Source organism: Marinobacter sp. DSM 26671 (genome assembly GCF_900112835.1).
Lineage (GTDB): Bacteria > Pseudomonadota > Gammaproteobacteria > Pseudomonadales > Oleiphilaceae > Marinobacter > Marinobacter flavimaris.
Map to the genome: position 1 here is coordinate 196,603 of NZ_FONF01000006.1, position 24,661 is coordinate 221,263.

Here is a 24,661-nt window from a genome sequence, read left to right on the forward strand (position 1 = left end):
GGCTGTCAGATAGCGTCCCGGATGGTCGGGCAACTCATGCACCGACCGCCGCCCCGGCCACGGCCCAGCTCGGCGCCGGGTATTGCCAGAACTTCGATGCCCGCCGCCGAAAGCGCCGCGTTGGTATCGTCGTTGCGGTCGTAACCGACAACAACACCCGGGCTCAGGGCCAGCACATTGTTGCCGTCGTTCCACTGTTCCCGCTCACGTTCTTCCGGGGTATCGCCACCCGTTGCTACAACTTCCAGGGCCGGATAGCCGAGGATTTCCGCGACCACCTCAAACAGATGTCGCGAGTCCTGATTGAACGCCAGTGTTTTTGCTCCCTCACCGGGGCGCAGGTCGTAGCAGATCACGGCATCGGCCACTTCCTTGAAGGCAGTGACCACGTTGCCACCACAGAAGGTAAACACGGTATCCAGGTGCATGGCCGACCGGGTTTTGGGGAGCTGACAGGCGATTACCCGATCCACCATTCCGCCATCAAAGAGTGCTTTTGACAGTTGCCCGATGGCCTGGGGAGAGGATCGCTCGCCCATGCCTACCAGAACCGTTCTGTTCCCCAGCGGCATGATGTCCCCACCCTCCAGGGTGGCCAGGCCATGGTCTTCCAGAGGATCGCCCCAGTGCACGTTCACCTTGCCGGCGAATTTCGGGTGGAATCGGTAGATAGCGGCCATCAGCAGGGTTTCGGGCTTGCGGGCAACCCAGTACATCGGGTTCAGGGTGACCCCGCCATAAACCCAGGCGCTGTTGTCCCGGGTGAACAGGAAATTGGGCAGTGGCGGCAGCACGAATCCGAAACGTCCGAGGTGGTTGCCGAACAGTCCAACGGGATCGAATGGCAGATCCCCTACCTCCAGGCCACCGATCAGGAATTCGGCGAGCGCCTTTTCGGGCAGTTCATCCATCCAGGCGCGCAGGTCCGACACCATGCCCACGCCGATGTGGTTCCAGTTGATCCTGTGATCGAGAATCCAGGCACGTCCCTCGGGAATGGCCAGCGTTTCCGCCAGCAACTCGTTGACATCCAGCACCTCCACGCCCCGACCACGCATCACGCTGGCAAACACGTCATGATCTTTCTGGGCCTGCTTGACCCAGAACACATCATCGAACAACAGGGCATCGCAGTTGGACGGCGTCAACCGCCGGTGCGCCAGCCCCGGCCGGCAGATGATGACCTGGCGCAGAGTCCCGGTCTCAGAGTGCACTCCAAGTGTTTGTTCAGACATGACAAAACTCCTTTTGTCGCAGGGTTACAGCGGGTGTTACAAAAGTGTGCCGACGCTGATAACCACAGTGATAAACACGGTCAGAATGAGCAGTAAGGGCCAGATAAAGGCCAGCCAGCGATCGTAGGACACGCGCCCGATGGCAAGCCCGCCAACCACCACCGCGAAGGTGGGATTGATCAGGTTCACCAGGCCGTTGGCAGACTGGTAGGCAGTTACCACCAGATCCCGCCCGACGTTGGCAAAATCCGCCAGCGGCGCGAGGATCGGCATGGACAGGACGGCCAGGCCAGAGGACGACGGCACGAAGAAACTCATGCCCACCTCGATCCAGAACATCAGGTTGATAAAGGCCAGTTCCGGCAGGCCACCCAGCGAGGTTTCGGCGCTGTGCAGGATGGTATCGGCGATCATGCCCTGTTCCATGATCACCACAATGCCGCGGGCCAGGCCGACCACCAGCGCAACCCCGAGGAGATCCCGGGCACCATCGACAAAACTGCCGGTCAGTTTCTTTTCACCCAGTCGTGCAATGATGCCGATCACAATGGCGGCACCAAAGAACAGAGAGCCCATCCGGGCCATCCACCAGCCCTGGGATGACACACCCCAGATCATCACGGCAAAGGTCAGGGCAAAGATAACCAGTGCAATAATCTGGGTGGTTGTCAGGGTGGCGCTGTGAATCTCCTGGTCACCTCCCTGCAGAAACAGTTTCTTGTGCGCTGCCCATTGCTTTGCCACCACCGAGCGCGAGGGGTCGGTTTTTACGCGATGGGCATATCGCATAACGTAGCCGATACAGATCAACAGGCCGCCGATCAGCAGAATAAAACGCAGCACGATGCCGTCGGTGAACGGTATTCCAGCAGCATTGGCTGCAATCACCGTGGCGAACGGGTTGATGGTTGAACCCAACACGCCGATCCCCGCTCCGATCAGGATGATGGCAACGCCTGTAACGGCGTCGTAGCCGGCCGCAAGTATCACGGGAATCAGAATGGCGTAAAAAGCCAGGGTCTCCTCTGCCATGCCGTAGGTGGTGCCACCGATGGCGAAGAGCACCATCAGTATCGGAATCATCCAGATCTCATGGCCTTTCAGATGCCGCATCGCGCTGCGAATGCCGGTATCAATAGCTCCGGTCGCATTCATCACACCGAGGAAACCACCCAGGAACAGTATAAACATGGCGACATCGATGGCATTGGCAACGTAACTGTCGGGGTCGTAGAACCCGGCTGTGGGTGCCATCAGGACATCAACGAACCCCTGGGGATTCGGATCAACGGTCTGGTAGGTGCCCGGAACCGCCACTTCCCGACCAACCTCTTCATTCATGGCGCGCTCATACTGCCCGGCCGGAATCAGCCAGGTCAGCGCGGCCACCAGAATAATCAGGCCGAAAAGAATCGTGTAGGCGGTGGGGAATCGGGAAGCAAGGTCGGTTTCAGGGTTTTCTGGCAATTTTTCGTCTTCAGTCACGATGCGTCTCCTTTCGTGAATCGCATTGTGCAGACAGGTTCCTTCCGGGAACCTCAAGGAGCCAAACACAGCCTCAGCGGCTGATGGCCACTGGTTCAGATCTGCATGAGGCCAGCATAGTGCAGCCCGCCGCTTCCTGAATTGAGATAGCGCAATTTTTAATCAACCATAAAAAAGCCCCGGGTGGAGGAGTTGTTTCCACTCGGGGCAAGAATGTCACCCGCCGGCTATGAGAAGCGGGTAACCGCCATGCAAGGTCTTACCACCTGGCTGTCAGTGCGGCACGCAGGGTCCTGCCAGGCTCATTAACTCTTACGGCTTCGGGATTGAATGGATCAGTATTGGCCCTGCTAACGTGGGGCGCCCAGGTATTGTCGAACAGGTTATCCACTGCCCAGCTGATGCTCAGATAGTCGGCGAGCGGGTGGCTCCCGGACAGGTTCAGCACGCCGTAGCCTGGCGAGGTGCCGGGATCCTGGCCGGATTCCAGATCCACCCGGTCCTGTCGGCGGGCCAGCACCCACTCCAGTTCAATGCCATGCCCCATGTGCTGCCAGCCAAGAGTCTGAATAAACTGCACCGGCGGAATCTGCGGCAGGGGTTTGTTTTCGTCACGGTTTTCACCTCGTACCGAGGCCAGACTGCTGTTGGTGCTCCAGGTGCCGTTGCTCCACCCAAGCTGAGCCTCAACACCCATCAGCCGCGCATCGATATTGCGGTAGACGCTGACCTGATCCACATTGCGAGTGCGCAGGACGAAGTCATCCACCTGATCCACCCACACGGCCGGGCGCCAGTGCCAGCCGTTGCTCTGGCCAGGCATCGCCACTTCCACCTTGCGATGCGTCTCAGGGTCGAGAGAAGGGTTGCCTACCCAGCGTCTTGCCGGATCCATATTGTTCCAGCTGGCAATGTAGCGTTCAGTCACGCCCGGGCTGCGGACGCTATGGCTTGCCGTAACCACCAGCGACTGGATGGGGGAAAACCGCCAATCGCTGCTTACAAAGCCACTGAAGTTGTCATCGCTCGCATCGGTGTTGGTAGTGCCGTAGATCGCCTCGTAGGCATCGGCGGCAGACATGGCCATCATGCCACTACCAAACACCTGATCGGCGGCCCCAGCGGACATTTCCACGCGATCGTAGCGCACGCCACCACCCAGTTTTAACGCCGGGGTTACCCGGTAGAAGCGCTCAGCGAAGAGGCCGAAACGGTCTCGATCCACGTCGGGCCAGAGTACCGACGTCAGCGTATCCAGATTCGCGCCGCCAAACCGTTCGGCGTGCCAGTTATTGGTCTCGACATCCGCACCAATGGCCCAGTCTGTTCTGGCATCCGGACTCTGATCCAGGGTCAGACGGAGGCCCCGGGTTTCGGTCTCGGAATCGGTCAGCATTTTCATCATGGACTCACGGAGACTGAAATTATCCATGATGTGATCAACATCGGCCTGCCAGGCCAGCAGGTTCCAGTTGCCGTTGGCCACGGGCGAGCCCAGCTCCAGTCGCATGATGTCGGTATCGGTTTTCGGCGCATCCATGCCGGAGCCGGCGTATTTCACGTCCCGCTCCTCCTGACGGCTTACCAGGCCTTTGATATAGAACCCGTTATCCGCCTTCCACGCGGCATCGAGGCGGGCCTCAGAGTTCTTGTAGGCGCTGCGCACTTCGTTGCCATCGCCGTCCTCGTAATCGTCCGCCTCGTCGTAACCGCCTGCGAGCCGAAGCCAGGCACTGTCACTCCCCACTGCGGCACTGCCATTGACCAGTTTGCCATTGCCGTTGTCCGCGCCGCCCACCGTCAAATGACCTGTGGTGGCGGAATCATCGAAGACAGGCGCTGCTGTGGTGGCAATAATCTGGCCACCGGTGATCGGGCCCCAGCGAAGGGTCTGGTTACTGGTGCGCAGCTCGAGCAAGGGCGCCAGTGCCGAACTCAGGCGACTGGTTGGGGGATCCATGCGATTCGGGCAGGCCCCTTCAACGCGAATACCGTCCAGAAGCACATCCACCCGCTCCTGGCTTTGACCACGAATCACCGGTTCCAGGCCGCGACCTCCCATTCGGGAGAGCGACACTGAGGGATCAGAGGACAAACGTTCAACGGGCTCTGAAGCCAACGTACTCGAGGCCTCGTCTATGCTCTGCCCCTCAGTAACATGAATGACCGGCAAGTCGGGAGAACTCTCCTGGGCCAACACTCCGGCGGGCAAAGAAACCAATCCCGCAGCACACAATCCGATGAAACGCGTTCCAATTACCGTCGCCATACAACCTCATCCTGACCAGCTCTGATAGTTGGCGCCAATCATAAACATCAGCCGGCGTCAGCGCCTGAGACCAAATGCCGCATCCCCTCGGAGGTATTACCGCGTATCCCGATGGAAAAAAACGCTAGAATGCCCGCTATGGAATGGCTGACCCACTCACAGACCGGATTTCAACAGACTGCCCGCTATCTGCTGGGCATGCGTCTGGCTATTGTTGCGCTGCAGCTTATTTCGATCGCCGTGGCGGAAACCATGGTAACCCTGGCCCATCGGGCTGAAGCGGTTATCCTGCCCCTAGCCTATGGGGTTATGGCAACCCTGGCCTGGCTCTGGTTTACCCGTCGCCCACCGCGCTCGACACAGGCCGTCAGCCTGGTGCTGATTGTCGATTTGCTTTTGATCGGAGTCTGGCTTTACCTGACGGGCGGCTATACCAACCCCCTGGTTTCTCTGTTGCTGCTGCCTATCGCCGTTGCCATTGTGCTGGTGCCACTGGGCCAGAGCATTGCCGTTACCGTCGCCGGCGTTGCGGTTTATACCTCCCTGGTGATCTGGCATACGCCGGTCACCCATGGACATCACAACGCCAACCTGGCCCAGTTACACCTGGTCGGCATGTGGGTGACCTTCGCCACAACCGCTGCCATCCTGCTGCTGGTTGTCGGTGCCCTGGCACGTCGCCTGCGCCAGCAACAGGCCCAGCTCGCACAGATACGGGAAACCCGGCTGCGAGATGAGCAGATCATCGCCCTCGGACTGTCGGCTGCTGCAGTGGCACATCGCCTGGGGACGCCGCTGAACACCATGACGCTGCTGGTGGAGGAAATGAAATCCGCTGCCCCGGTCGGCGACCCCATCACCGACGACCTCGCACTGATGGAAAGTCAACTGGGCCTGTGCACGACCCACCTGCAACAGCTGTCTTCGGCGGCCGTGCAGGCCAAGACCGCGCAACTGGAAACCCTGCCAGCCCGGGACTGGGTGGCACGTCTTCGGGAATCCGCTACCCTGCTTTGGCCGGGTGCCGCCATTGAATGGCGTCAGCCTGTGCCGGACTGCCCGGTTGCCGTGGACGCCACCCTTGATCAGGCCGTTCTGAATGTGTTGGCCAACGCAGTAACAGCCAGCCCGTCCTGGGTCGCCGTTGCAGCCAGTGAGGGTGCCGATGGCCGGCTGGAGCTGGTTGTCGAGGACCATGGTGATGGCCTGGAATCCACCCCGGAAGGTACGCTCGGGGACAAGGTAGTCAGTTCGGAGAATGGGCTCGGAGTTGGCCTTTTCCTTTCCAACGCCACCATCCAGCGTCTTGGAGGCACACTGAAAGCCCGGGGTAGTGCGGACGGTACCACCATCATCATAGAGCTGCCGATAACGGCAGCGACCAACGGCCTAGCGGGAGAACAGGCGTGAGCAAACAACAGGCGTGGCTGCTTATTGATGACGATGACGCCTTTCTGCAGGTGCTTCAGCGCTCACTCGGACGCCAGGGCATCGAAGCGAAGCTTGCCCACGGGCATCAGGAAGCAAAAACCGCCCTGCTGGAGGGAACCTTTCACCGGTGCGTACTGGATCTGAACCTGGCAGGCGAAAGCGGCCTGCAGCTTCTGCCAGAGATTCTGGACATGCATCCGGATCTGGAAATCCTGGTGCTGACCGGTTACGGCAGTATCGCCACGGCGGTCGAAGCCATGCGCCGCGGCGCGGTGAACTATCTGTGCAAACCGGTAACGGTCAACCAGCTGCTGGCCGGATTCGAGCCGATTGATGCGCCGCCGGATCTCCGGGCGGAGCCGCCCTCGGTCGAGGAAATGGAGTGGGAGCACATCCAGCGGGTTCTCAACGAAAACGAGGGCAACGTCTCTGCCACCGCCCGCGCCCTGAACATGCATCGACGTACCCTGCAACGAAAGCTCCAGAAGCACTCGCGCTGGCGCTGACCGATACCCATAGGTATTTGGCGCAAAACTGACATTTATCAATTCACCTAGACCATTTACCCATGGTTTTTCAGAGCTATTCCGGTAGCATGCCCGACATTTGCGACAGGTCTCACGGGAGGAGAGTTCGTAAATTTACACACCGGAGTACACGTTACTGACTCTCATGCCCAGATCCCCCACGACGGTACACCACCCTCAGACATCGACCCCAAGCGCCTGGCCATGGTTGCGGCGGTTACGCCCAATTTTCTGGTGATGCTGGATGATGCCGGCCGCATTGAATGGGTTAACCCCAGCTTTGAGGAACACACGGGGTATCAGCTTGAGGAGGTGCGCGGATGCCTCCCAAAGGAAGTGCTTTACGGGCCGGACACCGACCCCGAAACCATCAAGCGCATTAACCAGAAGCTGCATCGGGCCGAAATCATTGAAGAAGACATTCTTCACTACACCAAAGCCGGACAGCCCTACTGGGTGCATACCTATTGCGTTCCGATAGGTACAGAGCAGGGCGTTGACCCTGGTTATATCGCCATTCAGAACAACATCTCCGACAGGAAGAACAGCGAGCGGGGCCTGCGGATCGCGGCCAGCGTGTTCGACCGCAGCCACGAAGCCATCCTGATCACCGACCAGTCGAACCGGATCCTGGATGTGAATCCTGCGTTTTCGCGGATTACCGGCTATAGCCGGCAGGAGGTTCTGGGCCTCAACCCGGCGATTCTCAGCTCCGGCCGACATTCCGGGGAATACTACCGGTCCATGTGGCGTACCATCGAGAAAACCGACCACTGGCGGGGCGAAATCTGGAACCGCCGGAAAAACGGTGAAGAGTTTGTGGAACTGCTATCCATCAGCCGCGTGCATCTGGAAGAACCCGGGCAGTATTACCATGTGGCGGCCTTCTCGGACATCACCGCACTCAAGAACCATGCGCGCGAACTCGACCGGGCGGCCAACTACGACGATCTGACCGGCCTGCCCAACCGCCAGTTGCTGGAAGAGCGACTGCGCACAGCCCGCAGCCACGCCGACCGGCAACATCGCAGCGTGTCGGTGTGCTATCTGGACCTCGACGGCTTCAAGGGTATCAATGACAAATGGGGGCAGTCGGCCGGTGACCAGACCCTGCGCACCCTGGCCGAGCGACTGACCCGTGCGCTGCGCAGCGGCGACACCGTTGCCCGGATCGGTGGCGACGAATTTGTCCTCCTGCTGCAGGGCGATGACAACCACGAAGCGGTTTATCAGCGCATTCTGGCCACCGTCGGCGATCCGGTAACGGTGGGCGATCAGAATGTTTCACTCACGGCCAGCCTCGGCATTACCCGCTACCCGGAAGATGGATCAGACGCCGAAGGTCTGATTCGGCATGCCGATCAGGCCATGTACTCCGCCAAGGAAAAAGGCCGCAATCAGTATCACTTGTTCGATCCCGGCCTGGACGAGCATCGCCGGAACCGGCGCAATCAGTTGATGGAAATCTCCAGGGCCCTGGAAAACGAGGAATTCGAGCTGTTTTTCCAGCCCCAGATCCGTGTCACCGATTGCGAGCTTTTCGGTTTTGAGGCGCTGATCCGCTGGAACCACCCCCAGAAAGGGCTGGTTTCACCGGGCGAATTTCTGCCGATTGTCGAGAACAGTCACCTTGAAGTACCACTGGGACAGTGGGTATTGAAAGAAGCCATTCACCAGATGAACGCCTGGAAGGAAGCGGGAGAGAATCTGGCGATCAGCATTAACATCAGCGCTCCGCACCTGATGGACCGCTCATTTGCCGACTACCTGGAGAGTTACCTGCACAGCCACCCGGAGGTGGCACCCGGCCATATCACGCTGGAGGTTCTTGAATCGACTGCACTGGAGGACACCCAGCGAGCCAGCAACGTTCTGGCGCGCTGCCAGAGCCTCGGCCTTCAGGTGGCGCTGGACGATTTTGGCACCGGTTTCTCATCCCTGACCTACCTGCGTACGCTTCCGGTGGACATCATCAAGATCGACCAGAGTTTTGTTCGCAACATGCTTGAGGATGCCGGCGACCGCGCCATCGTTGAGAGCGTGATCTTCCTGGCCCAGCGGTTCGCCCACCCGGTTCTGGCCGAAGGCGTTGAAACCATGGAACACGCCCGGACACTCAGGCAGATGGGATGCAATTTCGTGCAGGGCTACGGGATCGCCCGCCCCATGCCGGCAACCGAGGTGCTGGGCTGGGCAAGGAAATGGCAGCATAGGGCCCGTTCCGGCAAGGCCGGCGACCTGCTCAGCACCGCCGTCGCCAGTGGCAAGGGCCTCTGAGCCGGAAAGCTCTACCGGTAGCGTCTCTGGTCCAGCGTGGTCAACCGGTCCGGATGGAAGACCATGAGGCCAGTCACAAAAGTGCCGTTCACGAACCCTTCGGGAATCATGAACAACGGCAGGTAACGGATGTACTCATGCACCAGTTGGTCAAACGTGTAGACGCCACTGCTCCATAGCATGAGGCACATGACACCACCGGCGGCTGCCACGGAAATGCCGGCCCCGAAGAACCCGCAGAAGAAGATATAGGCGAAGAAATTCCGGAAATCCCGCCGGCGTTCCCAGAGCATGATTCCGTGGCTGACAATGGCAGGCACCATCACGGTAATCAGCCCGTTGGCCGCAAACATGATCAGGGGTTCTCGTCCGGTAATGACCGTGATCACCAGCGCCAGCAATCCCGCCAGCACCGCAAGCGCCCACCCCAGCATCAGCGTTATCACCGTGATCCCGAAAATGTGGATGGCCAGGCCGGGAGAAATGCCTGCCCTCAACTGCCAGACGAATCCGAGCACCACGGCCGCGCCGAAGAACGAATGCTGGAGCGCGTTGTCCTTTCGTAAGGCTGGCCAGTCAATGGAGCGCACCGCCCGGACAAGAATTACCAGAAAAAGCAGCAGCGTGATGATCCACTGGCTGGTGGATAGCAGATTTTCAGTCATGCCCATAGTGAACGTACCGCAGTAACGGGGTCGGGTATGACATCTTAGCGGCTCGCCCCACCCCCGGTGCAAGCGAGCCCAGATAGATCAGGCGACCTGTCTCTCTTGCTTGCCAAGGTCGGTGAGGCGCTGCCAGGCTTCAAAGGTGCTGAGGAAAACCTCGCCACCCAGGTGGGAAAGCAGTTCCGTGCCTTTCAGTTTGTCCATGACGGGGCCTTTCACTTCCGCCAGATGCAACCTCACTCCTGCATCCTTCATACGCTCGTTAATCGCCTCCAGACTTTCGAGGGCCGAGGCGTCCACCAGATTCACGGCCGGACACATCAGCACCAGGTCCTTAAGCTCCGGCTCCCGTATCATCAGGTCCATAACCGTTTCCTCAAGGAAGCGTGCGTTGGCGAAGTACAGGCTCTCGTCTACCCGCAGGAAGGTCACCTTCGGGCACAGCTCCACGTCATGGCGAAGCACGTTGCGGAAGTGCTCGGTTCCCGGTACCCGACCAACCACCGCGCTGTGGGGGCGGCTGGTTCGATACAGAAACAGGCCTATCGAAAGCGCCACCCCGGCGATAATGCCGGCCTCGACACTGTGCACCAGAGTCAGCACGATGGTGGCGAGCATGGCGCCAAAGTCCGTGCGGGAGTAGCGCCAGGTGCGACCCAGGGCCGGAAGGTCGATCAGCGTGGCCACGGCGACGATGATGGTCGCCGCCAGGGTCGCCTGGGGCAGATAGGCAATGGCTGGCGTCAGGAATAACGTTGCCATGGCGATACCCACAGCCGCATAGGCGCCGGCGGCGGGAGTCTCGGCCCCAGCGTCAAAGTTGACCACGGAACGGGAGAAGCCACCGGTGACCGGCATGCCGCCGGAAAAACCGGCGCCCAGGTTGGCAGTACCCAGGCCAATCAGCTCCTGGTCCGGATCAATACGCTGGCGACGTTTCGCGGCCAGGGTCTGGCCAACAGACACCGACTCCACGAAACCCACAACACTGATCAGCAACGCGCTGACCGCCAGCTGCTGCCACAAGCCCATGTCCAGGCTCGGCATGGTGAAATCGGGCAGTCCACGGGGCACATCCCCGACCAAACGCACACCCTGGCCATCAAGCTGGAACTGCCAGGCCACCAGGGTGGTGACCAGAACCGCCAGAATCGGCGCGGTTTTGGTAAGAATATCCGCCATTCTCGGGGCCAACCCCATTGCCATCAGAAGCGGCTTCAGGCGTTTGCGGGCCAGCATCAGGAAAATCAGCGCTCCGGCACCGACCCCCAACGTTGCCAGGTTGGTGTCACCGATGGATCCCAACAGCGAGTGAGCAATTTCCAGAAGGTTGTGACCCGAGGCCTGGATTCCGAAGATATGCTTCAGCTGACTGGCAGCAATCACAATGCCGGAGGCCGTGATAAAGCCCGAAATCACCGGATGGCTGAGAAAATTGGCCAGGAAACCCAGCCTGAGGACACCCATCAGGGTCAGCATCAACCCAGACATGACCGCCAGCAAAACGGCACCAGCCACGTATTCCGGTGTACCGGACTCCGCAAGGGGTGCCAGGGCCGCTGCGGTCATCAGGGAAGCCACAGCAACCGGGCCCACCGACAGTGTTCGGCTGGTGCCGAAGACAGCGTAAATAACCAGGGGCAGGATACTGGCGTACAGACCCACCTGGGCAGGCAACCCGGCCAGCAGGGCATAGGCCAGCGACTGGGGGATGAGCATGACGGTAACGATGATCGCGGCCACCAGATCACTGGTGGCCTGTTCCCGGCCATATTTTGGGGCCCAATCCAGAATGGGCAGATAGCGTTTAAGATTCATCGGGAATCTCAGAACAGGTTAACCGGTACTTTCAGGTAAACCTGACCATTGTCTTCAGCCGGAGGCATATGGCCTGCCCGCATGTTGACCTGGACCGAAGGCAGAATCAGCCGTGGCATATCCAGGGTCGCGTCCCGTTCGGTCCGCATCTTCACGAACTCTTCCTCGGAAACACCTTCGTGGACATGGATGTTCGCTTCCCGCTGCTCGGCCACCGTGGTCATATGCTGATACTCGTCACGGCCGGGCGCCTTGTAGTCGTGACACAGGAAGATACGGGTTTCTGCCGGCAGAGACAGTACCTTCTGGATAGACTGGTACAGGGTGCGGGCATCGCCACCCGGGAAATCACAGCGGGCGGTGCCGAAATCCGGCATAAACAGGGTGTCACCCACGAAGGCGGCATCGCCAACCACATAGGTCAGGCAGGCAGGGGTGTGCCCCGGGGTATGCAATACGCGCCCCTCAAGACCACCGATGGCGAATGTGTCGCCCTCTCTGAACAGCTGATCGAACTGGCTGCCGTCGCGCTGGAATTCGGTGCCGGCGTTAAACGCCTTGCCAAATATTTCCTGTACGTCTCGGATGTGCGCACCAATGCCGGTCTTGCCGCCCAACTTCTCATGCAGGTAAGGCGCGGCCGACAAGTGATCCGCGTGTACGTGGGTCTCCAGAATCCACTCGACCTTCAGATCGTTGCTGCGGATGTACTCGATAATCTCGTCTGCAGAACGCACGTCGGTGGTGCCAGCGGCGTAATCAAAATCCAGGACCGAATCGAGAATGGCACAGGCCTGGCTGTCCGGGTCGCGCACCACATAACTGAAGGTATTGGTGGGTTCATCAAAAAAATGCTGAACGATCGGGTTGCTCATGGCAGTCACCTCTGGAGTATCCGAATATCAAATTTAATATAAGCATATACTATTTCGTAATATGAGGTGAAATGATCTTTTTTTATATGCGCAATGTTCCTGATGCATCAACAAGGCAGTCCCGCCCTGCCTGCTTGGCCATATAGAGCCGATCATCTGCCCGGGCAATCAAGGCATCGGGAGTCGCTGGCTGGTCAACGAACTCTTCGATCCCCGCCACACCCGCACTGACGGTCACCGGAATGTCCGTGTCATTGAACACAAACCTTTCCTCATGCACAGCTTCGAGAATTCGCTGCACAAACTGCCTCACGTCCCCGTGTTCCACGGCGCTGAAAACAACAATGAACTCCTCGCCACCGAAACGGGCAACCACATCCATGGAGCGGGTCTGGCTCACCAGGATGTCAGCAAAGCGCTGGAGGATATAATCGCCCCCGAGGTGTCCGATGGAGTCGTTGATCGTCTTGAAGTGATCGATGTCGAAGATCGCCAGGGCGAAACGTTCTCCCCGACGGTTACTCCGGCCCAGCATTTCATCCAGCCTTGGCATCAGGTAGCGGCGATTATGCAGACCGGTCAGCGGATCACGAATGGACTGGTTAAGCAGCTCTTCTTCCAGGCGATTGCGCTCAAGAGCACCCGACAACAGGCCGGAGACGATGATCAACAGATCGGCCTGATCCAGACGCCAGCTTCGTCGACGCAGGGAGTCAACGCCGAAAAACCCGGTGACCCGTCCACGCACCCGGATGGGCACACAGAACATGGAAGATACGCCCTGCTCCTGAAGCAGAGCCCGCTCGGGTGCGGCCTCCCGCGGCAGTCGATCGACATCTTCGATGAACACCACGCGGCTGCCACTGACCATGCCCTCGATCTGTTCCTGCCACCAGTGAAAATCCTCGATCGGTACCTCTTGCTGGGTCTCAATCAGGGCAGGGACACCGTCCCTGCACCATTCATGGGTATTGGTCATTACGGCGTAATCGTCGGTAAAGCAGTACAGGTAGGCCCGGTCTACCTTGAAAAACAGGCCGATGGATCGCAGGAGCTCATCAATGCACTGATCAATGGTGCCAAAGCCCAGATTGATGAATTCGGTGGAAAGGCGGGCAATGAGCCTCTGGAAACCAGCCTGGAAGGAAAACTCCGCCTCGCTCTCTCGGAGGCTCTGCTCCAGGTTTTTGTAATGCTGGATGTTATGGAACTGACCGTACCAGAGGGTACTGCCATCGGGTTGCCGCTCCGGCTCGGAGCTCACCTCGAACCACTCGTAGTCGCCATTCTGCAGTCTGAGCCGCGCGCGATACGACCAGGTTTTCAGGGTATCCGCAGAGAAACGGATACTCTCCATGACGGACTCAACGTCGTCGGGGTGGATCATCGCAAAAATCGGATCCGCGTTGTCATTCAGATCCGACGGGGCTATGCCAAAAAGTGCCTGAACACGTTCACTGATGAAGGGGCATCGATGGGACTCCCGATCTGCACCCAGCCAATAGATGAAAAGGACGCCAGGCACCCCTGAGGCCAGTTTCTGGAAAAAACGGGCAGACAAACCGGTTTGCTGCCCGTTGCCGGACCTTGACGCCTTGGACACCCTGTCCTCCCAACGGACGAATCACCCTGCTCATAAAAGAGTGTAGCGCACGCTGACAGGAAGCAAACCGATTCCGGAGACGACGAATCAGAGCGAGTCCAGGCGGTTCCTGGCTTCTTCCCGCCGACCGGCATCAGCGACGTCGCGGCCCGCCCTGTCGGGTGCTTCGAGGACTTTCTGCAGATAGCTCCGGGCTCGTTCAGGCTCGCCCTGGTCCAGCAGAAAATCGCCAAAGAAGAAATTGGCATCCATACCATCAGGATTGATCGCCAATGCTTTCTGCAAATACTGACGGGCCTTGTCGTCATCACCGAAGCCCAGTGGCCAGCCAGGGACCTGGTAATAAAGGCTGCCAAGGGATGTGTAAGCCGAGCCATCGAGCGCATCGGGATCGATTGCCAGGGCCGCTTCCAGGGATTTCCGGGCGTCCTTGACCAGGCCCAGGGCACCCAGACCACCTTTGGCACCGGCGTAGGTGCTCAACACAATACCCTGCCAGATCAGCGGCTCTGCCCGGTCCGGATAATGGGCAACAAACTGTTCCGCCTCGCCAGCCAGGCCCTCGAAGGCTTTCTCTTTTTCGTCCTCCGGTACCTGGTACTGGATCTCGGCCCAGCGATGCTGGATGTCGGCCAGCTCGGTCTCAAGAGCAGCTGCCCAAAGCGGCTGGGCAGCCAGACACAAGACCATCAATAAAACACGTTTCATGACAACACTCCCGGATTCAGAAACCGCCGGATCACCGGCAGTTGCTTCAGCATCGCCTTATCGACAATTTTGGGCAGGATGCCGTTGATGACCACGAACAACTTCTCGGGCCAGCCCAGAAAACGCCGGCGATCGTCATTTTCCATAGCAGCCAGAATCTGCGCCGCCACCGCTTCAGGTGCGTCCATGGCGTTGCCAAGTGCCCGGTTCAGCTCGTTCACGGCCTTCGGATTCATGTCCGTGGCAGTGGCGCGGGGGGCCACATAGATCACCTGAACCGGAGTATCGGCCAGTTCCCTGCGCAGGGCTTCGCTGAAACCGCGCAGACCAAACTTGCTGGCGCAGTATGCGGTGTAGCCGGGGAAACCGATGCTGCCAAAGGTGGACCCCACGAACACCAGCGCTCCCTGTTCGGCTTTTTCAAACCTTGGTGCAAAATGCCTGGCGACAATCATCGCTGACCGGAGATTGACGGCAATCTGGGCGTCCAGTTCATTGACTGTCATATTGCCCAGGCTGGCAAAGCAGTTCTGGCCGGCACAGTGGATAACGCCATCAATATCCGGATAGGCATCGCCGAGCCGAACCAGCTGCTGGTCGAGGTCCGGCGCCGCAAGATCCAGATGTACGAGCGAGACACCCTCCCGATGTTCGAGCTTTTCCGGGTGCCGGGAAGCGATAATCACCCGAGCACCTGCCCTGACCAACGGCTCTACGAGCGCCTTTCCTATACCGCCGGTGCCACCCAGAAGCAGGAACACCCGATCATGCAGCCTCATGGCGCCGCTCCTTGCGATTCTCGGGCACGGGAATGCTGTGCAGCATGTCGCCGTAAAGCCGGTAGACCATACGGGCCGCCTCGATAATGGCCTGCTGGTCATCCGGATCGGTGATTTCGTTCATCAGGTTCCGGAAGAACTCGAAATGCTCCTGGTCCAGAGCACCATGGGAGTAGAGGTAGCTGAACGCTTCTTTGGGCAGGCCAAGCTGTTTCTGGATGGCTTCACCGAGCGGCGTCGCCAGCTCGATCGACGTTCCCTCAAGCACCTGAACCATGCCGAAAAAGGCGGCCGGGTTACCGCGGTTAATGCGGTCATAGAGGTAGGCGACCATCAGCTCGATAGAGGTATCCGGGCTGCCATGACGAATGGCTTCCTTGTCCTCTCCGCAGGCCGCAAGATCGTTGAGGATCCACTCATGGTGGCCATACTCCTCCTCGATGTATTCCACCAACGCCTTTCGCACAAATTCCAGACGCTCGGGTAAGCGGCCACCGCAGGCCATCATCAGGGGCACGGTGTGTTTCACGTGGTGATACGCCTGGGTGAGAAACCAGGTATAGCCATTCAGGTCAAACCGGCCCTCGCGGATGGCCTCAATAACAGGCGCACCGGTTACGTGGGCGCGGGCTTGTGCAGTTTCGGACTGCAGTCGATCGAAAAATGCCATGAAAGATCCTCCTGGCGGGTTTGAAAGTTCAGAATTGGATATCGAAAGATTCATGAAAATCGGAAATGCGCCGGCCAGCAGCGTTGGCAGATCCGCCTGAATCTGTTGGCGAACAGGCCGGCCGTTTGCAGTCAGGTAGCCCTCGGCCTGGCTCAATGGCTGACGGCGGATATAGACACCGGACAAACGAGCGTAGTCCGGCAAATTGTTGTTCAGAACGTCCAGCTGCGAGCGCAACGCATCGGGTGAGCGGCCATCCTGCACAACAACGAGGGCGGAAGGGCGGGGATCGCCATCACCAAACACCACCGCCTGGCGGGCACCTATCGCCTGGATGAGTTCACTCTCCAGCCATTCCGGGCTGATGTTGCGACCAAAGCTGGTAATCAGAAGGTTCTTCGCGCGACCGCTCACCGACAGGAAACCCCCGGCATCCCGGGAACCCAGGTCACCGGTATCCAGCCATTCATCCCCTGCCGGTTCATCCCCCAGGTAACCCAGGTGGGTGTTCCCGGCCACCAGAATGTGTCCGCGGTCATCCACCCGTACCCGAACATGGGAGAGCGGTTTACCCACCGCACCTTCGCGTTCGGTTCCAGGCACGTTCAATGCAACCACGGAACTGCACTCGGAAAGCCCATAACCCTCATAAAGCGGCAGGCCGACCGCGCGGCCCCTGGCAAGCAGGTCGGACGAAACCCGTCCGCCACCAACCGCCAGAAACCGGAAAGAATTACTGTCCAGCTGTTTCTGTTCGGCCGCAGACACCAGCGCCATAGCCAGTTCCGGCACCAGAATCAGGGACTGCGGCTGGTGTTCGTTGATGCCCTGCACCAGCCGGCCGATGTCCAGCCCACTGCTTCCGGTCATGCCCAGATCCTGCAAGGGTGCGACCATTACCGTACTGCCCATAAGCAATGGCAGATAAACCCCGGCAATGTTCTCCAGCAATGTGGCCAGTGGCAGGATGCACAGGTGCCGCTCAAGGTCGACGCCCTCAAGACGCTCCTGCAAGGCCAGCGTGGTGGCCGTCATCTGGGCCACCGACAGGCAGACGCCCTTCGGGTTGCCTGTACTGCCGGACGTAAAGGTTATCTTCGCGGTCTGCTCCGGCATCCAGGCGGCTGCCGCTGTTACCGGCAAATGCCTTAGCCAGACACCATGGCCAATGTGCTCACCGCCATTGCTTGCGCCCCCTGACAACAGGCAATCAAGGCCAGCTCGTTCAGTCAGGTGTTCCGTCTGAGTCCGTGAAAAAAACACCGGCACGGGGACACACACCACGCCGGCAAGCAAACAGGCCAGATCGGCAAGAATCCACGCCACGGAGTTGTCGCCACACAGGCCGGCCCGGCGCACACCAAGGCGGGTCAACTGGTCGGCGAGAGCCTCGGCCGCCTGCATCATCTGAGCATAAGTGAAGGCCGACTCCGGCCCCTGGAGCGCCGTTTGTGAGGGTTGGACGGCCGCCTGGCGTTGCAGAAGTTCAGGCAATGTGGCCATAGGAACCTCCTGCCATCGCTTCTTCCCCGGGGGCTTCAGACTCAACCGGCTGAATCAACCGGAGCAAACCGGCGGTCCGCAGTGCCGACATACCATCGGCGACACGAATGGCCATCACCACCGGATGATGGTCGTAATAACGCCCCCAGCCGGCACCGCCATCGGGCAACGTGGCGGGATCGGCAGTCGCCAGGACCTGAGTGGCAATGCCCAGGCGATGAAAACTGTTGCGTAGCTGATCCGTGCCGGTGCACACCACCCAGTCATAACCGGCCCCATCCAGCCAAACCGACAACGAGGCAAACAGAAAACGGCTGACGCCGGCTTCAACGCCCGCCAGATGGGCAATCTCAGCGATCCGATGTCGCTCGATGCCCGCAACCGGCATCACCGACTCCACCGGCACCGACAAGTAGTCTTCCAGAAACAGCTTTTCCAGCGCGGCGTTGCGAACACCGACCGCCGCCAGAAGGCTGCCTTGAGCCGTGGTCAGGGCCAGGAGCGCCGGTATGCGCAGAGAAGGCTCTGCGCCATAGGCATGCAGGAAGCGGCGGCGAATAAAACCCGCAACCGTCTCGGCCATTGCCGTGTCTGGACGGATCTCGTTAAACCAGCGACCGGCACAACGGATGACCGGAACCACCTCCTCGGAATCCGGGGGACAACATGTGGACATCATCAGCGGGTCTGTCATATGGGCTCTCCAGTTTCGCTCCCCGTGGGCGCTTTGATCACGGGTACCAGATTAGGAGTAAAGCCTTAAACCAGGCTTAAGGACGGCCGGGAGAAACCTTAAGGCCGGCTTAAGGTTTTTCAGAGGTCGCGGTTAAGGCTTGCTTAAGGATGGCCCGGTAACGTGCCGGCCATCATTCGGATTCTTCCGATAACGCCCGGGTTCTTAAGTGAGGCTGTATGAGATTCCCGTTATTGCGGCCAAATGGCTGGGGCAAATTGCCACGATTCCTGCTGGCCGGTGGCGTCGCCACCCTGCTGCATTGGCTGACCATGCTGGTCTTGATCGGTTGGGGACTGAACGCCGTTCTCGCAACCGCCACCGGTGCCACGGCTGGATTGCTGGCAAATTATGTTGGCCAGCATCGCTACGCTTTTTGTTCCAACCTGCCCCATAGAATTGCGTTCCCGCGATATCTCACGGGGGCTGCATTGGGCTGGGCCCTTAATTTAGCGGGCTTTTCGCTACTCCTGGTTACGGGTCTCAGCGTCGCCCCCTCGCAACTAATCACGACCGGCCTGGTTGCCTTTGCCAATTATCTCTTTGCACAGAGGTTTGTTTTCCATGAAGAACAGACAATCAACGTTCAGTAATCCGATGCTGAGCATCATTATCCCGGTTCACAACGAAGCCGATGTGATTCCAACCCTGTTGAAACGGCTGGATCTGGTCTGCCGCCAACTGCCGGGCCAGGTTGAGCTGTTGTTCGTGGACGATGGCAGCCGGGACGATTCTGTTGCACAGCTGCTACGGGCCAGGGACCGTTACTCCGGAATCCGTGTCGTTCAGCTCTCCCGGAACTTTGGCAAGGAAGCGGCCGTTACCGCGGGCCTTGAGAGTGCCCGTGGCGATGCCGTGGTACTGATGGACGCCGATCTCCAGGATCCCCCGGAGTTGATCCCGAGGATGGTTCAGGCATGGCAGCAGGGGGCAGACGTCGTTCTGATGAAACGGCGATCAAGGGCCGGTGAAAGCTGGCTGAAACGCACCACTGCGAGCATTTTCTATCGTCTGATCAACCACATAAGTGACGCATCGATACCGGTGGATACTGGCGACTTCCGACTGATGAGCCGGCGCACCGTAGATGCCCTCAACCGGTTACCCGAACGCAACCGCTACCTGAAAGGCATGTTCGCGTGGGTTGGCATGCCAACGGTCACTCTCGAATTTGACCGCGATCCACGTCTTGCAGGCAAAACCAAGTGGAACTATCTGAAGCTCATGCATCTGGCGATGGAAGGAATTACCTCGTTCTCCACGCGCCCACTGCGGATTGCCCTGATCCTCGGCCTCTTTGCGGCCGGCGCCGGAGGCCTTTTCGGCACCTGGGAAGTTATCCGGGCACTGGTTTTCGGCATATCCACACCGGGTTACGCCTCCATGATTGCCATGATCACGTTCCTCTCAGGGGTTCAGCTGCTATGCGTTGGCCTGTTGGGGGAGTACGTCGGTCGGATCTATATGGAGACCAAACAGCGCCCGGTGTTTATTGTTGCGGAAGACAGCGACGACATTGCCCAGCCGGTTCTCACCCAACTGCGAGTAGCCGGTAATGACCAGAAACATTAACACCCTGCTCTGGCTCCTGTTTGCCGTGCTTGCCGCACGGCTCGGACTGGCGGCGATACTGCCGCTAGCGGACACTACCGAACCGCGCTATGCCGAAATTGCCCGCATAATGGCCCACACCGGAGATTGGATAACCCCATGGTTCGACTACGGAGTGCCGTTCTGGGGCAAGCCACCACTGTCGTTCTGGGCGCAGGCACTGTCGTTCAAATTGCTGGGTGTTTCTGAATTCGCGGGCAGGCTGCCCTCCTGGCTGGCCAATGTCATTATCGTCTACCTGGTCTTCACCCTGCGTCGTTACCTGCATCCCGAACGCGACAGCGAAGCGGCAACGTCGGCCGGCCTCTGGGCCGCCCTGATTTACGCCACCACGGCCCTGGGCTTCCTGACGGCGGGCACGGTGATGACTGATTCGTTCCTTGCCCTCGGCTCAACGCTGGTACTGACCAGTCTTGTGGTTCGTCTTCAGGGCGGCCCCATGGTGTGGGGCTGGCTCTTCTTTATCGGTCTTGCCATCGGCCTGCTCGCCAAGGGCCCGCTGATTCTGGTTCTGACCGGGCTGCCGGTTTTTCTCTGGGTTGCGACGACCCGACGCTGGCTGGTCCTGTGGCAGCAACTGCCCTGGCTACGCGGTTCACTTTTGATGATGGCCATTGCAGCCCCCTGGTACGTTCTCGCCGAGCTCAAGACACCCGGTTTTCTCGATTACTTCATCGTGGGAGAACACATCAAGCGATTCCTTGTCAGTAGCTGGCAGGGTGATCTTTATGGCAACGCACACGAGTTTACCCGGGGCACCATCTGGCTGTACCTGGTTGCCGCCAGTTTCCCCTGGGGTCTGATCGCGATTGTTGCTTTTGGCGTTAGCCGCTGGCACCGTCAACCTGCACCACAACAGTGGCAGCCCGTTGAAAAAGGCGTGGGCGGGCTGGTTCTGGCATCCGCGCTGAGTCCTGCCGTCTTTTTCACCCTCTCCGGCAACATTCTCTGGACCTACGTGCTTCCCGGTTTGCCGTTTCTTGCCGTGCTGGCATCCAGCCTCTGGCCGAGGGAACTTTCCGATCGGATACCGGCCTCCAGCCTGGCTGCAGTGCTGACAATCCCCATGATGGGGATCGCCGCCGCAGGCTGGCTTACCCTGCACCCGGAGCAACTGAAAACCGAGCGGGATCTGGTCGCGCAAATCGAACAACTCCCCGGCATGAGCGCAGACAATCTGTTTTACCTAGGCAAGGCCCCGTTCTCAGCACGCTTCTACAGCCGTGGCGATGCTCATGCCATTGCCCAGGAAGACGTTATCGATCGCATTGAATCGGGCAACCTGCAGGAACCCATGGCTCTGGCTGTAGAGAAGGGCAACACCGCAATGATCAGGCGCCTTGAAGACCTCACCAGACCGATTGAGGAAAACCGTCGCTACCGGCTTTTCCTGTTGAAGCCATCCTCGGGAAATACCGCGACCAGCTTTCAGGAAAAAAGCAAAACCGGCGGTATCGATTACAATGCATCCAACGATCACCCGCTTAGCTGAAAACCAACCGGATTCCTGCTGTATGCGAATATTGCTGATTGAAGATGATCATCTTTTGGCCAACACCATGCTGGGTATGTTGCGTGACGAGCAGAACACCGTTGACTGGCTGGATGACGGCCAGCAGGCGCTCAATGCACTCCTGAACGACAACTTCGATCTGGCTATCCTGGATCTGACGCTGCCCCGCGTGGACGGGCTGGATATCGTGAAAAAGGTACGCAGCCAGGGTATCGAGACGCCGGTCATCATCCTCACCGCCCGCGGCGATCTGGACGAAAAACTTCAGGGCCTCAATGCGGGCGCTGACGACTACCTGACGAAGCCCTTCGCCATGGCGGAACTGAAAGCTCGAATTCGGGCCGTTACGCGGCGCGGAGCCGGTGTCCGGACAGGCGGTCTGCAGGTGGGCAGGCTGATTCTGGACCCCGATTCAGGCCAGCTCAAGCTGGGGACCGAAACGGCGGCTCTTCCGCGCAGCGAGTTCCAGATTCTGCACTACCTGATGCGCCACCCCGACCAGGTGGCAACCCGCCGTCGGCTGGAAGAGCAGCTGTATGGTTGGGAGCAGGGCGCAGAGAGTAATGCCCTTGAGGTGCATGTCCATCATTTGCGCCGGCGCGTTGGCAAACAGACCATTCGCACCGTCCGTGGCGTTGGCTACATGCTGGACAGCAAGGCCGCTGCGGAGGTTTCTCCCGAATGAGCCTGACCCGAAAACTGATCCTTCTGATCACCAGCACGGTGTTCTTCATCACTCTGATTGCTGCCGGCTGGGGCTTCTACGTCAGCGACCATCAACTGGAAGAGCTTTTCGACGCGGAGCTGGCCCAGAGCACCCGCATTGTCCAGGGCCTGGTTGAGCATCTCTCTTCCACACAATCAATGGAGCAGATCAGTCATACCCTGGAGAAGACGCTCCAACTGCCAGACGGCGTGTACCAGGGCGACGAGGAGGAAAATGAAATCCTGCCCGGCGGCGCGGGCCACAATTACGAACGGAAGCTGGCCTTTGAGGTCTGGTCGCCGGACCGGGAGCCGATTCTGGACACCCTGCGCGCCAACGATTCGCAGGGCCTGGAGCGTGGCTTCGGATGGCAGGAAGTAGCCGGATATCAATGGCGAACCTTCACCCTTGAAGATCCGGCGACCGGTTTCTGGATCCGCACGGCCCAGCGTGAAGATGTCCGGGATGAACTCAGCCAGGAAATCGCTCTCGGCAACGTACTGCCTTTCCTGATCGTTTTGCCCGTGCTGGCTCTGGCAGTGCTGGTGTCGATCCAGGTGGGCTTCCAGCCACTGAGAAAGCTCGAGAAGCCCGTACGCAACATGGCCCCGGAAAATATACACCCACTGGACGACCGGCAGGCGCCCAAGGAAGTCGCCGGTCTGGTGCAGGCGGTGAATGGTCTGCTCCGGCGCCTCAACCAGGCCCTGGAACGGGAGAGGCGGTTTTCTGCCGATGCCGCCCACGAACTGAGGACACCGCTTACGGCCCTGCGCCTGAATTTGGAAAAAGTCTACGAGAACGACCCGGAGCAATACGGCGATCTGATCCAGTCCGTGGACCGCATGGTGCACCTGGTTGAGCAGATGCTGCTGCTCAACCGCGTCGACTCTGGTGCCGATTTCACCCCGGAATACCACAACCTGTCTGCCATCGTGGAACAGAGCATTGCCGATGTGGCACCGCTGGCCCTGAAAAAGGACATCGACCCCGTGCTGCAGGACGATGCCGGTCAGGCCCTGGTCTCCTGCCACAGCGCCTTGATCAACACGCTCATGCGCTCCCTGCTGGCGAACGCCATCCAGTACAGCCCCGAACACACAAGCATCGAAACACACCTCACGCCTGCCGGTGAGGGATACCATATAACCGTGTGCGACCAGGGCCCCGGCATCCCAGCCGAGGCACGTGAGCGGGCTTTGAGCCGTTTTGTCCGGCTGGACCAGCGACTCGGTGGTGGCGCGGGTCTCGGGCTGGCCATCGCCAGGCGCATCGCTGAACTTCATGGTGGCCAGCTCACCCTGGGCGACCGGCCGGATGGCAACTCGGGCCTGTGCGTCAGCATCTGGCTCCCGGCCCGTGCCACCTCTCGTCTCAAGAAGGTTTAAGATTGTTTTAAGGTTTGAGGAGGATACTCCGGCCCAATTGAACAGGGCCGACAGACGGCCCGGTTGATATTCCGTTTTCGAGGATGTCTTTACATGGGTCAGGAAAGAACTCTTTCGCTGGTTATACCGGCCAAGGATGAAGAAGCCAACATCGCTACCCTGCTGACCGAGGCCTATGGGGTAATGCGTGACTATCACGGCTTTGAGGTGGTGCTGGTGGATGATGGCAGCACAGACAGCACGCTGGACACAGCCGTTCGGACAGCCCGGGCCCTCGGCGGCCGGTTGTTGACCATTCGCCACGAGCGCAGCATCGGCCAGAGCGGTGCCCTGGCATCGGGTATCCGACAGGCCCGGAGCAGGTTGATTGTTACCATGGATGGCGATGGCCAGAACGATCCGGCCGACATTCCCGCCATGCTGCAGAAAGCCAACACCATGCGGAACCCGGACTTCTGTATTGCCGGCTATCGCAAGAATCGCAAGGACACTGCGTGGAAGCGCTTCCAGTCCCGCCTGGCCAATCGCGTGCGGGATGCACTGCTTCATGATGGCGTGCCCGATACCGGTTGCGGCCTGAAGCTGTTTCCCCGGGAAACCTTCCTCAAACTCCCCTGGTTCGATCACGGACACCGATTCATCCCGGCGCTGGTACGCGGGATCGGCGGTGACATTGCCATCGTGGAGGTAAACCACCGCCCACGCACCGCCGGGATTTCCAAATACAACGCCTGGAACCGGACCTGGGCCGGCATCCTGGACCTGCTCGGTGTACTCTGGTTGCTGCACCGCACCCGGGTTCCTGTTATCAGCAGTGCCGGTCAGGCCGATCCACAGGGATCGGTGGCGGAGCGCTCCTGAC

20 protein-coding genes are annotated in these 24,661 nt (G+C 59.5%); 9 read left to right on the forward strand and 11 right to left on the reverse strand.

Going from position 1 to position 24,661, the window contains the following annotated elements:
- Window positions 1–5: 5 nt before the first annotated feature.
- The 3 genes from BM035_RS09115 to BM035_RS09125 all read right to left on the reverse strand — a co-directional run bounded on the left by BM035_RS09115 (window position 6) and on the right by BM035_RS09125 (window position 4,989).
- The gene (locus tag BM035_RS09115) at window positions 6–1,235 is read right to left on the reverse strand and encodes an arginine deiminase (protein ID WP_008177134.1); all 1,230 of its coding nucleotides are present in this window, start codon (window positions 1,233–1,235) and stop codon (window positions 6–8) included.
- A 36-nt stretch (window positions 1,236–1,271) separates the two neighbouring features.
- Window positions 1,272–2,720 (reverse strand): YfcC family protein, encoded by a 1,449-nt coding sequence (locus BM035_RS09120; RefSeq protein ID WP_008177132.1) that lies wholly within the window; start codon window positions 2,718–2,720, stop codon window positions 1,272–1,274.
- 259 nt (window positions 2,721–2,979) lie between these two features.
- Window positions 2,980–4,989: a TonB-dependent receptor domain-containing protein gene (locus BM035_RS09125; protein WP_254775447.1), complete on the reverse strand. Its 2,010-nt coding sequence runs from the start codon at window positions 4,987–4,989 to the stop codon at window positions 2,980–2,982.
- A 138-nt stretch (window positions 4,990–5,127) separates the two neighbouring features.
- Here BM035_RS09125 and BM035_RS09130 point away from each other — a divergent pair, with 138 nt between their 5' ends.
- The 3 genes from BM035_RS09130 to BM035_RS09140 all read left to right on the forward strand — a co-directional run bounded on the left by BM035_RS09130 (window position 5,128) and on the right by BM035_RS09140 (window position 9,224).
- Window positions 5,128–6,399: a sensor histidine kinase gene (locus tag BM035_RS09130; protein ID WP_092031276.1), complete on the forward strand. Its 1,272-nt coding sequence runs from the start codon at window positions 5,128–5,130 to the stop codon at window positions 6,397–6,399.
- Window positions 6,396–6,926, forward strand: coding sequence for a response regulator transcription factor (locus BM035_RS09135; protein WP_014579097.1), 531 nt, complete (start codon window positions 6,396–6,398; stop codon window positions 6,924–6,926). The genes BM035_RS09130 and BM035_RS09135 overlap by 4 nt, the downstream gene beginning before the upstream one ends.
- Before the next feature lie 225 nt (window positions 6,927–7,151).
- On the forward strand, window positions 7,152–9,224 hold the full coding sequence (locus BM035_RS09140) for a GGDEF and EAL domain-containing protein (RefSeq protein WP_092031279.1): 2,073 nt from the start codon (window positions 7,152–7,154) through the stop codon (window positions 9,222–9,224).
- A gap of 11 nt (window positions 9,225–9,235) precedes the next feature.
- Here the strand turns inward: BM035_RS09140 and BM035_RS09145 are convergent, their stop codons facing one another.
- The 8 genes from BM035_RS09145 to BM035_RS09180 form a co-directional block, all read right to left on the reverse strand.
- The gene (locus BM035_RS09145) at window positions 9,236–9,895 is read right to left on the reverse strand and encodes an energy-coupling factor ABC transporter permease (RefSeq protein ID WP_008177124.1); all 660 of its coding nucleotides are present in this window, start codon (window positions 9,893–9,895) and stop codon (window positions 9,236–9,238) included.
- Window positions 9,896–9,976: 81 nt separating this feature from the next.
- Window positions 9,977–11,710 carry a SulP family inorganic anion transporter gene (locus BM035_RS09150; protein ID WP_014579095.1) on the reverse strand — a complete coding sequence of 578 codons (1,734 nt, stop codon included), beginning with the start codon at window positions 11,708–11,710 and terminating at the stop codon, window positions 9,977–9,979.
- Window positions 11,711–11,718: 8 nt separating this feature from the next.
- Window positions 11,719–12,585 (reverse strand): MBL fold metallo-hydrolase, encoded by an 867-nt coding sequence (locus tag BM035_RS09155; protein ID WP_008177122.1) that lies wholly within the window; start codon window positions 12,583–12,585, stop codon window positions 11,719–11,721.
- 82 nt (window positions 12,586–12,667) lie between these two features.
- On the reverse strand, window positions 12,668–14,188 hold the full coding sequence (locus tag BM035_RS09160; protein ID WP_092031282.1) for a sensor domain-containing diguanylate cyclase: 1,521 nt from the start codon (window positions 14,186–14,188) through the stop codon (window positions 12,668–12,670).
- Between the two features lie 87 nt (window positions 14,189–14,275).
- Window positions 14,276–14,896: a tetratricopeptide repeat protein gene (locus tag BM035_RS09165; protein WP_014579092.1), complete on the reverse strand. Its 621-nt coding sequence runs from the start codon at window positions 14,894–14,896 to the stop codon at window positions 14,276–14,278.
- On the reverse strand, window positions 14,893–15,675 hold the full coding sequence (locus tag BM035_RS09170) for an SDR family oxidoreductase (RefSeq protein WP_092031285.1): 783 nt from the start codon (window positions 15,673–15,675) through the stop codon (window positions 14,893–14,895). Before BM035_RS09170 ends, BM035_RS09165 begins: the two co-directional genes overlap by 4 nt.
- Entirely contained in the window at window positions 15,662–17,848 is a 2,187-nt protein-coding gene (locus tag BM035_RS09175) for an AMP-binding protein (protein WP_092031288.1), read from the reverse strand. The genes BM035_RS09170 and BM035_RS09175 overlap by 14 nt, the downstream gene beginning before the upstream one ends.
- Window positions 17,832–18,542 (reverse strand): thermostable hemolysin, encoded by a 711-nt coding sequence (locus BM035_RS09180; protein ID WP_175497372.1) that lies wholly within the window; start codon window positions 18,540–18,542, stop codon window positions 17,832–17,834. Before BM035_RS09180 ends, BM035_RS09175 begins: the two co-directional genes overlap by 17 nt.
- Before the next feature lie 218 nt (window positions 18,543–18,760).
- Between BM035_RS09180 and BM035_RS09185 the strand changes: the two genes are divergently transcribed.
- The 6 genes from BM035_RS09185 to BM035_RS09210 all read left to right on the forward strand — a co-directional run bounded on the left by BM035_RS09185 (window position 18,761) and on the right by BM035_RS09210 (window position 24,660).
- The gene (locus BM035_RS09185; RefSeq protein ID WP_092031291.1) at window positions 18,761–19,174 is read left to right on the forward strand and encodes a GtrA family protein; all 414 of its coding nucleotides are present in this window, start codon (window positions 18,761–18,763) and stop codon (window positions 19,172–19,174) included.
- On the forward strand, window positions 19,146–20,153 hold the full coding sequence (locus BM035_RS09190; protein ID WP_228743887.1) for a glycosyltransferase family 2 protein: 1,008 nt from the start codon (window positions 19,146–19,148) through the stop codon (window positions 20,151–20,153). Before BM035_RS09185 ends, BM035_RS09190 begins: the two co-directional genes overlap by 29 nt.
- Window positions 20,137–21,684: an ArnT family glycosyltransferase gene (locus BM035_RS09195; protein WP_092031296.1), complete on the forward strand. Its 1,548-nt coding sequence runs from the start codon at window positions 20,137–20,139 to the stop codon at window positions 21,682–21,684. Before BM035_RS09190 ends, BM035_RS09195 begins: the two co-directional genes overlap by 17 nt.
- Before the next feature lie 22 nt (window positions 21,685–21,706).
- The gene (locus BM035_RS09200) at window positions 21,707–22,390 is read left to right on the forward strand and encodes a response regulator transcription factor (protein ID WP_092031298.1); all 684 of its coding nucleotides are present in this window, start codon (window positions 21,707–21,709) and stop codon (window positions 22,388–22,390) included.
- Window positions 22,387–23,799 carry an ATP-binding protein gene (locus BM035_RS09205; protein ID WP_092031301.1) on the forward strand — a complete coding sequence of 471 codons (1,413 nt, stop codon included), beginning with the start codon at window positions 22,387–22,389 and terminating at the stop codon, window positions 23,797–23,799. Before BM035_RS09200 ends, BM035_RS09205 begins: the two co-directional genes overlap by 4 nt.
- Window positions 23,800–23,892: 93 nt before the next feature.
- A complete protein-coding gene (locus BM035_RS09210; protein ID WP_092031305.1) occupies window positions 23,893–24,660 on the forward strand; it encodes a glycosyltransferase family 2 protein in 768 nt (255 codons plus the stop codon).
- Window position 24,661 lies beyond the last annotated feature (1 nt).